The sequence below is a fragment of the Marinomonas sp. AWM4_232 genome (genome assembly GCF_056158325.1).
In genome coordinates this window covers 1,940,020-1,952,210 of sequence record NZ_JBSWTA010000001.1, presented here as the reverse complement: position 1 = coordinate 1,952,210, position 12,191 = coordinate 1,940,020, and the positions used below count along the sequence as shown (strand labels likewise).

Sequence of the window (12,191 nt, the reverse complement as noted above, 5' to 3'; positions counted from 1 at the left end):
ACTCGCCTACCTGTTAGCTGCTCGATCTCTTCTTAACAGAGATAGATAAATGAGAGACCCCAGATATTCTAAACCATTCCCAAACTGGCAATCAGCTGCTGCGTCTCTGGGCCTGTTTTTTCTTGCTGTTCTATCGATGTCTAGTCCATTAGGCACTCTTGCACGCTATATGAGCCCGTCAGAGTTTACAGAGATTTCAATGTATTCAACTTTTACATTGATGGCGCTAGGATTGTCCATCTCAATATCTATGCTAGGTGTTTATTATTCTAGACATATTATGATAGCGTGCCTTTAAGCTCTTGTTCTCAGATAAATAGGACATCTGACTCTGAGATAGATACATCACAGCACCATTTGCTTCAACTGATGAAGGTAAATTGCTTAGCGACTGACTTCTACTTTCAAGCACAAAATAGCTATAAAGCTTTTTTGCCATCCGCTTTTGATATTCACTTCATCAAAACACTGCCTTCTCGAGCTCAGCCAAAGCTTGGGCCGCAGCAGAATTGAACTCACCAACGCGGCTTGAATCTCCTGCTCAGTGAGTTTTTGATTGGCCATAATGACTCCTTATCCATTTAAACATCGTGTCTGCGTTAGAATAAAATTACCTTATCTTGGCGTTACTCGCCTACTTATGCCAACTCGGTGAGCATGCGAGCTATGTTCATTTGATCCCAATTTGCTAGAATCTTTCCACCTGACCAGATGGATTGAATTACATGCTTTCTTACCTTGTGTCGAAGAAAATGGGCATTGCAAAAACGGATGATAATTACCGTTATGTCTCAATCGTACTGTCCACGACATTAATCATCGCGGCAGCACTCACCTTTTTCCTCAGTTTTAATATTTACACTGGCCGCTACCCTCTCCTCATTGCCGCCCAATCAATAGGCATGTTGCTCAGTTATCTGGCGCTGTTTTTGTTGCTAAAAAAACGTAGAGTACGCACCGCGGCCTTCATTCTGCTGATAGTGGTCATGGGGCTGTGTTTTCTGACCATGATGCTGGTCAACAATCGTTCCTACAGTTTAGCGTTGGTGCTGTTGTGTCCAATCCTGAGCATTTTCTTCGCTGGGATTAGGCTTGGCATGCTGTTTAATACGGTCTACTTTGTGGGCTATCTGTGGCTCTGTATCAGTCATTTTGACGTTTGGAAGCCCGCGTCATTTGGTCCAATTGGCTTAATGCAGCTGGGGATTGTCTTTGTTGTGATCTCTGGGATTACCTATTTCTACGAGAGCAGTCGTTTACGTATTCAAAGCGCCCTTGAATCAAGTAATCAAAAGCTCGCGGAGATGGCTTTTAAAGATCCTCTCACCGGCTTATACAATCGCCGTTATTTAGAGGACGCCGTGCTCGAAGCAAACCATTTCGGCTACTTTGCGTTAATTGATGTGGATGATTTTAAACGCATCAATGATGCCTTTGGTCATCACACCGGCGATATGGTATTGCAACATCTGGCGCAGATGATCGACGCTTCGTTCGACTCGGATAAGGTACTAGTTACCCGCTGGGGGGGCGAGGAATTCGCGCTATTATTCAATGAGACGAATAGCCACAAGATTGAGCTGCAGCTAAATGCTGTACGTGAAGCCGTAGCTCAGGAAAACTTCGCGATAGATGCAAACATTACTATTAGCATAGGAGTAGCGCCGATTACCCAGCAATATCGTGATGCCTTTCTCAAAGCAGATGAAGCCTTATACAGTGTCAAACAAGGTAGCAAGAACGCTGTTAGCTTGCGTGCATGACAGGGCATTATATTTTTCATCTGCCCCCAATTTTGCAACCCCCATTGCGTAATATATTTCTCAAAACTGACAAGGAATATTAACAGGCCACCCACCATAAAAAGTGATTTAGTATTCACTTCCAAGCAACAAGAAAGCTCCAAGAAAACTGGCCTTTTTCTGCTTCGTTACCATCCATATCGTAGAAATTATCGAGATTTAGCGTTTTATAGGCGTACTGTACTCTTGCCAAGTCAGGCAATACTAGATGAGAAGAAAATGAGAGATTACTAAGCGAGTAGCTGTTTCGTTTTACCTATTTTCGGTCGGCGTTTGTAACCTGCATTCTGGTAGTAGTTAGATAGGATCAGCTCTGTGCCCACTGCGGCATGGGTATGTTGTTCAAATTCAATGGCGATGGTAAGCCAGTTCTCAGAAGGAATGTTGAGGCGTTGTAGAATGGGGGCCAAAGATAAGTCGATACTGCCGCGTTTATCTTGTCGCGCTATGCGGCCTGTTAGATCGACCAGTTCAAGATAGTCTTCAAGTTTGAAAGGGAGTCCTTTTGGCTGGCTTTCTCTTGGATTTCCGACAAAGGGGTAAAGCATTTTGGATTGATGATTACATTTAGCAGCCTTGAGGCGTTTCTTGATACTGGTATAGGCTGAGGTTTCTGGCGTGTGATCAATCTTGGCCCTCACTGGATTGAGGTCAACATAAGCCATGCACGCAATCAGCGCCGCTTCGTCTAGCAGAGCTTGGGACTTAAAGCGCCCTTCCCAGAATCTGCCTGTGCATTTATCTTCAAGATTTGCTTGGCGAGCAATGTTTTCATTTAGCTCTTTCACGCGTGCTCTTTAGAGTATGAACCAGCTAATGTCCATTAAACGCTGCCGGTATGTTGTAACCGTCTCATCTAATAAAGACCGTAGATACTCAGGGATGCTGCCGTTCATCATATATTGCTGAGTAAGCATGGTGCCTTTGTGGAGTTGATGCCAACGGCTTAATACTTCCTCGGTCGACCAGTTATCCGCCGTCTCAGCATCTATATAAAGTACAACGTGGGTGTGGTTACTCATAACAGCATAAGCACATACTTTAATGGCAAATATTCGACTTAAGTGAAGCAGGCGCATCTCAACCCAACTACGGCGATGCTCGTAGCTTTGACCAGTCGAATTATCTTCGCCACATAAAAATGCTCGGCGGACACAACGTGAAACGCAGTGATAATAGGGGGTATCAGATAAACTAATTTGTTGGCTTCTTGCCTTAGGCATACGTTGCTCCTCAATCCGTAAGTGACAACATAAAAACTATAGGCAAACACTGATTATTTGTACAGATATCGAGCAGGTAGTTTCGCTTCGTAACTATTTTCTGAGAGAAATAGCCGTTTGTAATCAAAATCTTAGCTTTGTAAAAGTTTTCTGAAGCTCATAGAACGAAAAAGGCCATGCTAAGCACGGCCTTCTACTTCGTATGTCTTCGGTGGGCTACCTAAGCAGGGATATCCGAAGCTCTCAGTAGCTATGCTAGTGAAGACAAGTATATTTTTCAATATAACTGAATCACTACTATCAAGTTAGGCCTGATTCAATTTTGTCTTTCATCAGCTCTACTTATTGTATGATGCTTCCGACAAAACCGTCTATGAACTCGGGGTCGTGAATCCAATTGGAGTCAGATGAAAATTAATCCATCTGACTCGGTTTTCGACCACGCTTCCTTGGCGTCACTCGCCTACCTGTTAGCTGCTCGATCTCTTCTTTAAAGCGTTCGTTTCCCAATGCCATGTCTGAGTGCGTGGCGGATCGAATACGCCCAAGCTCTTCGTCGGGAATATGGTATTTGAATAATGCTTGGTAACGCTTTGATCGCGCTCTTTGCTGGTGGCCCAACTTCAGATAGAGCTCATGTGGCTGCCAGAGCGGACTTTGTAGATCCAGAGACTCTTGTGCATGAAAGCGATAACTCGACCATTTGTATTCAGCTGGATGGGAGACCATATTGGCTCAGACTGGGTTGAGTTCGATGTAACGCTGACAAATAAAAAAATATTCCTCCGCACAAATGACACAGGACTTAAAGCGCCCTTCCCACAATGTACCAGTACGTTGATAGATGTTATTGAAGTAGCGCACATAGCGGCGACCAAGCGCCTGCATCATCAACGAAATGCCATTTTGCATCATGGGCGTCGCCAGTAAATGTACATGATTGGTCATAAACACCCATGCATGGACTTTCACCTGAAACTGTTCAGCATACTCGGTTAATCAATGTGTGTAGGCAATAAAATCATCTTCGCTTGCAAAACACACTTGGCGGTTATTGCCATGCTAGATGATGTGCTGAGGGATACCAATAGGAAAAGTCTGGGAAGTCTTGCTATATTTCACTCCTTTGAAATAAAGTTTACTTACTGAGCCCTGCTCGAACATCCTGTTCATATCAGGTAATTTAACTACTTATAACACACTTAATTATTAGGTCTTCTAGTGGTTCATAGCTCGATTTTCATTCCCCAAATTTACTGCTTCTTATACTGGTAATTTTAATGCTGACTTAAAAATTACAAGAATCTTACTAAAAAGTTACTAATAAAGAGAAAATCAGCTCATTTTATCCATGTTATATTACGCTGCCTTACAAACCTAAAAGGACTTTTAAAAGTATGCAAAGCTCAAATTGGGGCCAATTCTTTGGAAACCCCACCGCTGGTGATATCAATTATATGATGGCTCAAGCAGATAAGAATCGAGCAAAGTATGAACGCCAAGCCAGTGCAATTTTCATGCTAAAAACACTTTACTCAGAGATTGATAAAACACCAATATATAAGGGAGCTGGTGTCATATATATTGATAATAAAGATACTGTCTTCAAGCTTAGAGAAATAGACTCAGTTAGACACGACAAACCTATCTATATTGTTCTAAGAGAGCCACCAGGTAGTGTTTCAATAAGTGACTTTGGCTCCTACATCAAACAGAATCAATCAACTGCCAAAGAAGCAACTCTAATGTCGGAACTAACAGGCCTTGCCTTTAATTGCTCTGGGGTCGTTCTAGGCTGGATTGGAATGGGACTTGCGACAGGTACATCAGTGCTTACCTTTGGCCTGTCTAGCATTCTTTTTGTTGTGTCTGCTGCTTCCATGGCAACCAGCTTGGCACAATGCGGGAATAGTGCTGTTCGAGTTACCGATCAGCTTTATAATGAAGGGAAGCTAAGTAGGCAGCTCGATTCAGAAGAGTGGTATAACAATACCATGAGCGCTATTGATAAAATTGGTATTGCGACAGCTGCTGCTGGAGTTGGCGGCACTTTTAGAACCCTTAAATCTTTGAAAGTCGACTTTCTCACTTATGGCGAAGAAGCTGTTAGAACAACTCTTAAAACACTAACACCTAGCAATAAAATTGAAATATCAAAAGAAATCGTACGAAAAAATCACCCCATGGTGAATAACGCGTTTTTCTCTACCATTATTAATGGCCCCCTAGCCAAAAGAGCCATATCAAGTACAGCCTTTGACAAAGCAAATTTATCAGATCTTATTGATGCGTTAAGTACGAGTCTAGCCGTTACTGGAAACATAAAAGCAAATGGTACACTAAATCCAAAAGCTAAAACTATCGACGGTTTATCCATTGGCGTGCTAACAGGGATAGGGAAATGAGAGATCCCAGATATTCTAAACCATTCCCAAACTGGCAATCAGCTGCTGCGTCTCTGGGCCTGTTTTTTCTTGCTGTTCTATCGATGTCTAGTCCATTAGGCAGTCTTGCACGCTATATGAGCCCGTCAGAGTTTACAGAGATTTCAATGTATTCAACTTTTACATTGATAGCGCTAGGATTGTCCATCTCAATATCTATGCTAGGTGTTTATTATTCTAGACATATTATTACAGCTCTTTTTGCAATTTTTGCAATAGCCGCTGTGGTAGGGCATATATATTATTATGATGTCATAGGATGGAAAAACCTTATTGCAGCTGGAATGAGTATTTCTGTCTGTATTTTTTCAATAAAGCTTGTTAATAGTAAAATGTACAAGTCGTTTATCATTTATCGTAAAAAACACATTCAATCAGGTAGAGACATGGTTGAACGAATAAAGCATGAGCAATCAAAGTCAGATAAGAGTTAAACGTAAGAAAAAACAAAATCAGGCCAGATGAAAATTCATTCACCTGGCCCGCTTCTCTGATACCTCTCAATTACAGATAAGCTATTTCCCTTTATTCGCAATTTCAACAATCTTTTCTAGCAGTGGCATCCAGTTGCTTTCTACCTTTAGATCAAAGCAATCTTGTAACGCATCGGCTAGTTGCTCTGGGTTTAGCTCACGTTGCTCCACTGCGCCGTTGCGGGGGCGGACGGTTAGGCGGTTGTTCAACAGTGCATAACGCGTGTCTGGCGTTGCTCGTGCCATCATTAGGTTGTGCCGGAATTTGGAGTTGGGGCTTGCCGAGGTGAACCAGTTGGCGACTTCCATCTCGATCGGCTCTTGAGGTTGGCTGGCAATATCGTATAGGTCTTCCCATTGCTCCTGTACGTTCACCTGCAACATCCAGCCGTGATCCTGTGCCAGGATGCGAAATGCTTCATGTTGCCCCAGTTGCTCTTCACTGGTTTCCATACGCAATGGGTCGGTCAGCACAAGACCACCAAAGCCTACATCTGCCAGCCACCATTCGCCTTCGACTCGAACTCTTAGCACTTGATGGGTTCTTGGGCCGAATGGCATATCAGCGGGTTGTCGCCAAACGTTGCGCGCCATTAACGATTCGACTTCAAATCCCAGTTGTTTAAGCACATCCATAAACAGCGCATTGTGCTCAAAACAGTAACCGCCGCGGCGGTTGCCGATGAGTTTTTGCTGGATGTTATCAAGTTCCAGGCTGATGCCACGCTCAAGTAGGACGTCAATATTCTCAAAGGGTATGTGCGCCGGATGCAAAGCGTGAATAGCTTTTAGTGTTGAAAGCTCTGGTGTCGCTGGTCCTTGGTAGTTGATACGGGCGAAGTAGTCTTGCAGGTGGATCATGTTCTATACAGCCTTAGTAAGTCCTATTAAAAACCAAATTACTGGTGTGCTTATCCGTAGCAATGGTATTTGTAATCGACCTATTGAACAATTAGTTACTGTCTAAAAACAAAAAGAGGCAGATCCTTTAAATGTTATGGGCCTGTCTCTTTTTATTCAGCTACATCATGCTTAACTCAAGTGATGTACTGGCTCCATTCCATAGACAGGGGTTTCAATACCTTCCATCCGGGCTTTTAGTTGCAGCGATAAATATTGGGAGTAATGTCTTGATTGATGCAGGTTACCGCCATGGAACCAGAGCGCTTCTTGATGAGTTGGCTTCCACATATTGCGCAATTCTCCTTCCCAGGGGCCTGGATCTTTAGCAGTATTTGATCCCATGCCCCAGCATTTACCCACTTTATCGGCCACTTCTTGCGAGATTATTTTCGCCGCCCAGCCATTCATTGAACCAAACCCTGTAGCATAGACAATTAAGTCGGTTTCAAGCTCCGTGCCATCGGTCAATACAACGGATTTGGGTTTAATGTATTCAATCGACACACCGGATTTAAGTTTGATATCGCCATTGGCAACTAAATCAGATGCACCAACATCAATGTAATAACCGGAGCCGCGACGCAGATATTTCATAAAGAGACCTGAACCATCTTCGCCAAAGTCCAGTAAGAATCCCGCATCGGTTAAGCGTTGATAAAACTCTTTGTCCCGTTCTTGCACTGCTTGGTACGCGGGTATGTGGAATTGCGGCATAACCTGAAACGGAATAGAAGCAAAGGTCAAATCGGCTTTGTAAGTGGTCATGCCATTTTCCACGGCCTCTTCTGAGTAGAGACCTCCCAACACAAGCTCCATCAAAGAGTCCGATTTAATAATATGCGTTGATGATCGCTGGATCATGGTGACATCGGCATCGTTTTCCCAAAGCGCGCAACAGATATCATGGGCAGAGTTATTGCCCCCCAGCACGATGCACTTCTTGCCCTTATAAGCTTCACCGCCAGGGTGTTTGCTGGAGTGGTGTTGTTCCCCCTCAAAATTCTCCATACCTGGAATATCAGGAATATTAGGAATACCCGACATGCCTGTTGCCAACACAAGTTGTTTAGGACGCAATGTTAGGGCTTCACCATCACGCTCAACACTAACGATCCATTCTTGTTTCGCTTCATCGTATTGCGCATGAGTACAACGAGTAGAGCCCCAATAGTTAATCTCCATTACTTTCGTATACATCTCTAGCCAATCACCAATTTTGTCCTTTGGTGTAAACACTGGCCAGTTTTCTGGGAAAGGAATATATGGCATGTGGTCATACCAAATGGGGTCATGCAACGAGAGGGACTTGTAGCGATTGCGCCATGTATCACCAGGCTTGGGTTGTGCATCAATAACAATGGTGGGGACTTCTAGTTGACGCAAGCGAGCAGCTAAACCAATACCGCCTTGCCCTCCGCCAATAATGAGGCAGTATGGTTGTTCTGTGTAACCTAGGTTTTGCTCTTCGTATTGACGCTTTTCCAGCCACGTTTGGCGGTTTTTATTAGCACCATGTTCTGCCCCTTTAGGGCGACGCTTATTACGTTTCTCAGGGTAGTCTTTTAGTTCGACCATTGTCGTTAGAAACGTCCAAGCCAGTCCATCACGCAGACGCAGATACCCTCGACCTCGCGCCACTGCCGTCTCAAATGTGATCCAAGCATCAATGACGCCCTCTGCTTCTGTGGCATCCTCTTCCAATTGCCAGTTGCTAGGTTGCACCTGGCTGAGGGTCGCACTGACCATGTCACGGATCGCCTCACGGCCTTCCAGCGTTTTTATATTCCATGTAAAAGTTACTAAGTCGCGCCAGTAGCCGTCTTCTTCAAATAGCGAAGCCACATCGCCCGGGGAATTTGAGTGGCAGGCAGTCGACAGTTTTTCCAGCCAGTCCATGACGGCGAGGTTGGGCTGATGATTGGCGCTCAGCATTGCTTGCTTAGATGCAGAGTGGGTCATAAGTATCTCCATTGCAGGTTATTGTTTTTGTAACTGCGTTTGGCTTAACCAGACGTCCAACAAGTATCGATTTAGATATGCAACGAAATTCTGTTGGTGAGGTGAATGGAGCAGCTTATGTGCCAAAACTAGATTCTTAACTCGAAACCCTATTTAAGCTAATGATTTTAAAAGGTTTATTTTTAAATCCATTATTCTTGTTAAACCACTTTATTAGTGACATCACTTTTTAACGCGTTGCACCTGTCATGCTTTTCGTTACAGGTGTAACGGCCAACGTTACAGATACACATGCGCTACAAGGCGCTTGAAACGCTTGTGTAAAGATAGCTAGAAAGAGCACTTTTTCAGAGCTAGACTCAAATGCAGTCGAAAATAAAAATAAACAGATAGAGACAAGGTGTGAGCATGAGGGATACTGGCCAACACAGCCGTCATATAGAAACGATTCTAAACTATGGAAGACACCCAACCAGAGCTAACAGTCCATTGCCACCTGAGCTAATTGGACGCTCTTGGCAGCGCTGCCTCCATGACTATGGCTTAGATCCTAGCCAACCGAGGCCAGCGCGCATCGTGACCCAGCAAACCCTGCTGGAGCATCAAGACTCGGTGGATGAATTACTAAATGTCGCCCGTGCCGGTGTTGAGCAGCTGTTCACTCAGGTCGCTGGCCTAGGTTATGTGTTATTGCTCAGTGATTACCGCGGGATCACGGTTCAGTTTTTAGGCAATCAGAAAGACGACGAATGCCTGCGCAAAGCGGGACTCTATCTAGGTGCTGATTGGAGTGAACAATACGCTGGAACTTGTGCCGTGGGCACCTGCATTCAAGAGCAGAAAGCGCTGACTTGCCATCGTACCGATCATTTTGATAACTCTCATATTGGCCTAACCTGCACTGCAGCCCCGATCAAAGACCCCTTCGGCCAGTTACTGGCGGTATTAGATATCTCCGCATTACATTCTTCTCGCACGCCGGATAGCCAAAACTTTGCCCTGCATTTAACGCAGTTATACGCCCGTTTAATCGAAGATGCGTACTTTTTACGCCGTTATCGACACAGCTTAATCTTTAAATGCGATCAATCTCGTGAGTTGGTTCAAGTGAATGGTCAGCTTTTATTTGCTTTAGATGAAGATGGACAAGTGCTGGCTGCGAACACAGCGGGGCGCGCTTTGTTGTCACAATGCCACCTCACTCATCAAGCCAGTATTTCTATGCCCGCGTTATTGGAATGTCAGTGGCGGGATATTTTGTCCATTACCTATGAAAGCAAAGATGGTGTTCGTGCCTTTCGTCTATCGGGCACTCAACAAACCTTGTATGGAATGTTGATCGAACCCACGATGAATACGTCGTATCAAAAGCATCTGTCCTATGTACTTAGTGATCAAGAGGAATCAGTGCCTGAGCTAGATAGTCTGTGCGCCGATGACCCTGCCATGCGCAAAACTCTTCGTTTAGCAAAACGCTTGCGCCATCGAGATATGAACTTACTGATTTTGGGTGATACCGGTACCGGTAAAGAGGTGCTCGCACAGGCCATTCATAACAGCAGCGATCGCACTGATAAACCATTTGTCGCGGTTAACTGTGCAGCGATTCCAGAGTCGTTAATTGAAAGCGAGTTGTTTGGTTATGCCCCTGGAACCTTTACGGGCGGCCGCGCTAAAGGGGCAAAAGGGTTAATTCAACAAGCGGACGGCGGCACGCTTTTCTTAGATGAAATTGGCGACATGCCACTGCATTTACAAACCCGATTGTTACGAGTATTGGCAGAAGGACAGGTGTTACCATTAGGAGCCGTACAACCTGTCGCTGTTAATATTCGAGTGTTAGCGGCAACACATTGCGATTTATCACGACGTATCAATGATGGACGCTTTCGAGAAGACCTTTTTTATCGCCTAAATGGCGCCACCTTAAAGTTGCCCACGCTGAATGATCGAGCAGACAAGCAATATCTGATTCAAGTGTTACTGAACAAGATCAACCCATCCGTGAGATTACGTGCCGACGCCATGAGTGCATTATTGGCATACGCTTGGCCGGGGAATATTCGCCAACTCAACAATACATTAACCTTTGCCGAGGCCATCTGTGAAAGCGATGAAATCACCGTGCAGCACTTACCTGAAGAGGTTATGCCTCATCCTGCTGATGAATCCCGCGCTCTTATTCAGCAAATAACGTCTTTCACAGCAACCTCAGAAAACCACGTCCAAGAAACTGAACATGCGTCTTTATTGAACTTACTACAGCAGCATCACTGGAACGTCTCCGCGGTGGCAAGAATCTTAGGCGTGTCACGCCCTACGGTGTATCGCAGAATGGAAAAACAGAAGATCGTGCAGCCTAATAATTACTAAAGCCCTTTACCTATGAAATTCGGTGGATCTACATACAGGTCGCTCGCGTACCCCCTCTGTGTACTTTTTTAGGAGGGGCTTATGAAACGTTACTTACTTCCCTGTGTGTTGGTTGTTACAGCGCTTACTCAGACAGCTCATGCAAGTCAGGGTGAGCTAACCGGTTTAAGGGATTTAATATGGCAAAACCGCATCATTGTCGCGAATAGCGAGCAAAGCAGCGATCAGCTGACCGAACTATTTAGCCAGGAGAACAGCGGCATCATTGATCGAGATGTCATCTGGTTTGTGTTTTCTGATGATGAATTGCAAACCAATTACCAAGGTGCGGTCAGTCCAAGCTTGTTAAGCCAAGTAAGAAACCAATATCAGCTTCGCGACAATGAGGTCATCCTGATTGGCAAGGACGGTGGACTGAAAGAGCGTCTTTCAGGATTGAATTTAGATCGCCTGTTTGGGGATATTGATCGCATGCCGATGCGCGTCAGAGAGATGCGAGAGTAAGCCTTAACTCCCACCCAATAGCAATGGCACTTGGCGGCGTTTGACCGGAGTGGATTTGACGATTGAGGTGTTGGTTTCGGCGATTTCACAAACTCGATTAAGGATCTCATCGAGCTGGTGGATGTCCGTCAGGCAAAGACGCGCGTAAAAGCAATCTTCCCCTGTAACGCGGTCACATTCGATAAACTGTGGGATAGATTGAATCAATTCCTCCAGCTCTTTTAGCTTGCCGGGCAGTTGGCGCATGCGCACGATCGCTTGCAGCGTATAACCAATTTGTTCCGGATCTAAGGTCACGGTGTAGCCAGAGATGATGCCTGCTTCTTCTAGACGTTTAAGCCGCTCGTTAACGCTGGGCGCTGACATATTCACGGCGCGTCCAAGCTCCGCTATGCTCATGCGTGCGTTGTCATTGAGGAGCGTGACCAGCTTCACATCAATACCATCCAGCGCCTTACCTTCGATTTTAAGGTTACTTCTCATTTTAGCCTCATCTTATAAATGTCGACG

At 44.9% G+C, this 12,191-nt stretch carries 11 protein-coding genes and 1 pseudogene; 5 read left to right on the top strand and 7 right to left on the bottom strand.

Annotated features, from left to right (window positions below):
- Positions 1–384 precede the first annotated feature (384 nt).
- Positions 385–564 carry a hypothetical protein gene (locus ACXAC1_RS09275; RefSeq protein WP_475061151.1) on the bottom strand — a complete coding sequence of 60 codons (180 nt, stop codon included), beginning with the start codon at positions 562–564 and terminating at the stop codon, positions 385–387.
- Positions 565–725: 161 nt separating this feature from the next.
- On the opposite strand from ACXAC1_RS09275, the gene ACXAC1_RS09270 reads away from it, so the two are divergent.
- On the top strand, positions 726–1,763 hold the full coding sequence (locus ACXAC1_RS09270; protein WP_475061149.1) for a GGDEF domain-containing protein: 1,038 nt from the start codon (positions 726–728) through the stop codon (positions 1,761–1,763).
- A 269-nt stretch (positions 1,764–2,032) separates the two neighbouring features.
- On the opposite strand, the pseudogene ACXAC1_RS09265 reads toward ACXAC1_RS09270, so the two are convergent.
- From ACXAC1_RS09265 to ACXAC1_RS09255, 3 genes and pseudogenes are all read right to left on the bottom strand, one after another.
- A pseudogene (locus ACXAC1_RS09265) lies at positions 2,033–3,025 on the bottom strand (transposase).
- A 414-nt stretch (positions 3,026–3,439) separates the two neighbouring features.
- The gene (locus ACXAC1_RS09260) at positions 3,440–3,754 is read right to left on the bottom strand and encodes a hypothetical protein (protein WP_475061146.1); all 315 of its coding nucleotides are present in this window, start codon (positions 3,752–3,754) and stop codon (positions 3,440–3,442) included.
- 6 nt (positions 3,755–3,760) lie between these two features.
- Positions 3,761–3,973, bottom strand: a complete 213-nt coding sequence (locus ACXAC1_RS09255) for a transposase (protein ID WP_475061143.1) — start codon at positions 3,971–3,973, stop codon at positions 3,761–3,763.
- A 449-nt stretch (positions 3,974–4,422) separates the two neighbouring features.
- Between ACXAC1_RS09255 and ACXAC1_RS09250 the strand changes: the two genes are divergently transcribed.
- Positions 4,423–5,430: a hypothetical protein gene (locus ACXAC1_RS09250; RefSeq protein ID WP_475061141.1), complete on the top strand. Its 1,008-nt coding sequence runs from the start codon at positions 4,423–4,425 to the stop codon at positions 5,428–5,430.
- On the top strand, positions 5,427–5,903 hold the full coding sequence (locus ACXAC1_RS09245; protein ID WP_475061139.1) for a hypothetical protein: 477 nt from the start codon (positions 5,427–5,429) through the stop codon (positions 5,901–5,903). The genes ACXAC1_RS09250 and ACXAC1_RS09245 overlap by 4 nt, the downstream gene beginning before the upstream one ends.
- 81 nt (positions 5,904–5,984) lie before the next feature.
- On the opposite strand, the gene ACXAC1_RS09240 is transcribed toward ACXAC1_RS09245, so the two are convergent.
- A complete protein-coding gene (locus ACXAC1_RS09240) occupies positions 5,985–6,803 on the bottom strand; it encodes an arylamine N-acetyltransferase family protein (RefSeq protein ID WP_475061136.1) in 819 nt (272 codons plus the stop codon).
- Between the two features lie 171 nt (positions 6,804–6,974).
- On the bottom strand, positions 6,975–8,804 hold the full coding sequence (locus ACXAC1_RS09235) for an NAD(P)-binding domain-containing protein (RefSeq protein ID WP_475061134.1): 1,830 nt from the start codon (positions 8,802–8,804) through the stop codon (positions 6,975–6,977).
- Between the two features lie 408 nt (positions 8,805–9,212).
- Between ACXAC1_RS09235 and ACXAC1_RS09230 the strand changes: the two genes are divergently transcribed.
- Positions 9,213–11,177 carry a sigma-54-dependent Fis family transcriptional regulator gene (locus tag ACXAC1_RS09230; protein ID WP_475061132.1) on the top strand — a complete coding sequence of 655 codons (1,965 nt, stop codon included), beginning with the start codon at positions 9,213–9,215 and terminating at the stop codon, positions 11,175–11,177.
- A gap of 81 nt (positions 11,178–11,258) precedes the next feature.
- Entirely contained in the window at positions 11,259–11,681 is a 423-nt protein-coding gene (locus tag ACXAC1_RS09225) for a DUF4174 domain-containing protein (protein ID WP_475061130.1), read from the top strand.
- Between the two features lie 3 nt (positions 11,682–11,684).
- Here ACXAC1_RS09225 and ACXAC1_RS09220 read toward each other — a convergent pair whose 3' ends face one another.
- Entirely contained in the window at positions 11,685–12,164 is a 480-nt protein-coding gene (locus ACXAC1_RS09220) for an Lrp/AsnC family transcriptional regulator (protein WP_475061128.1), read from the bottom strand.
- Positions 12,165–12,191 lie beyond the last annotated feature (27 nt).

What these genes read in the sequence shown, in the direction of transcription:
- ACXAC1_RS09275 (WP_475061151.1), bottom strand. Translation starts at nt 564, where the DNA reads ATGGCCAATCAAAAACTCACTGAGCAGGAGATTCAAGCCGCGTTGGTG.
- ACXAC1_RS09270 (WP_475061149.1), top strand. Translation starts at nt 726, where the DNA reads ATGCTTTCTTACCTTGTGTCGAAGAAAATGGGCATTGCAAAAACGGAT.
- ACXAC1_RS09260 (WP_475061146.1), bottom strand. Translation starts at nt 3,754, where the DNA reads ATGGTCTCCCATCCAGCTGAATACAAATGGTCGAGTTATCGCTTTCAT.
- ACXAC1_RS09255 (WP_475061143.1), bottom strand. Translation starts at nt 3,973, where the DNA reads ATGACCAATCATGTACATTTACTGGCGACGCCCATGATGCAAAATGGC.
- ACXAC1_RS09250 (WP_475061141.1), top strand. Translation starts at nt 4,423, where the DNA reads ATGCAAAGCTCAAATTGGGGCCAATTCTTTGGAAACCCCACCGCTGGT.
- ACXAC1_RS09245 (WP_475061139.1), top strand. Translation starts at nt 5,427, where the DNA reads ATGAGAGATCCCAGATATTCTAAACCATTCCCAAACTGGCAATCAGCT.
- ACXAC1_RS09240 (WP_475061136.1), bottom strand. Translation starts at nt 6,803, where the DNA reads ATGATCCACCTGCAAGACTACTTCGCCCGTATCAACTACCAAGGACCA.
- ACXAC1_RS09235 (WP_475061134.1), bottom strand. Translation starts at nt 8,804, where the DNA reads ATGACCCACTCTGCATCTAAGCAAGCAATGCTGAGCGCCAATCATCAG.
- ACXAC1_RS09230 (WP_475061132.1), top strand. Translation starts at nt 9,213, where the DNA reads ATGAGGGATACTGGCCAACACAGCCGTCATATAGAAACGATTCTAAAC.
- ACXAC1_RS09225 (WP_475061130.1), top strand. Translation starts at nt 11,259, where the DNA reads ATGAAACGTTACTTACTTCCCTGTGTGTTGGTTGTTACAGCGCTTACT.
- ACXAC1_RS09220 (WP_475061128.1), bottom strand. Translation starts at nt 12,164, where the DNA reads ATGAGAAGTAACCTTAAAATCGAAGGTAAGGCGCTGGATGGTATTGAT.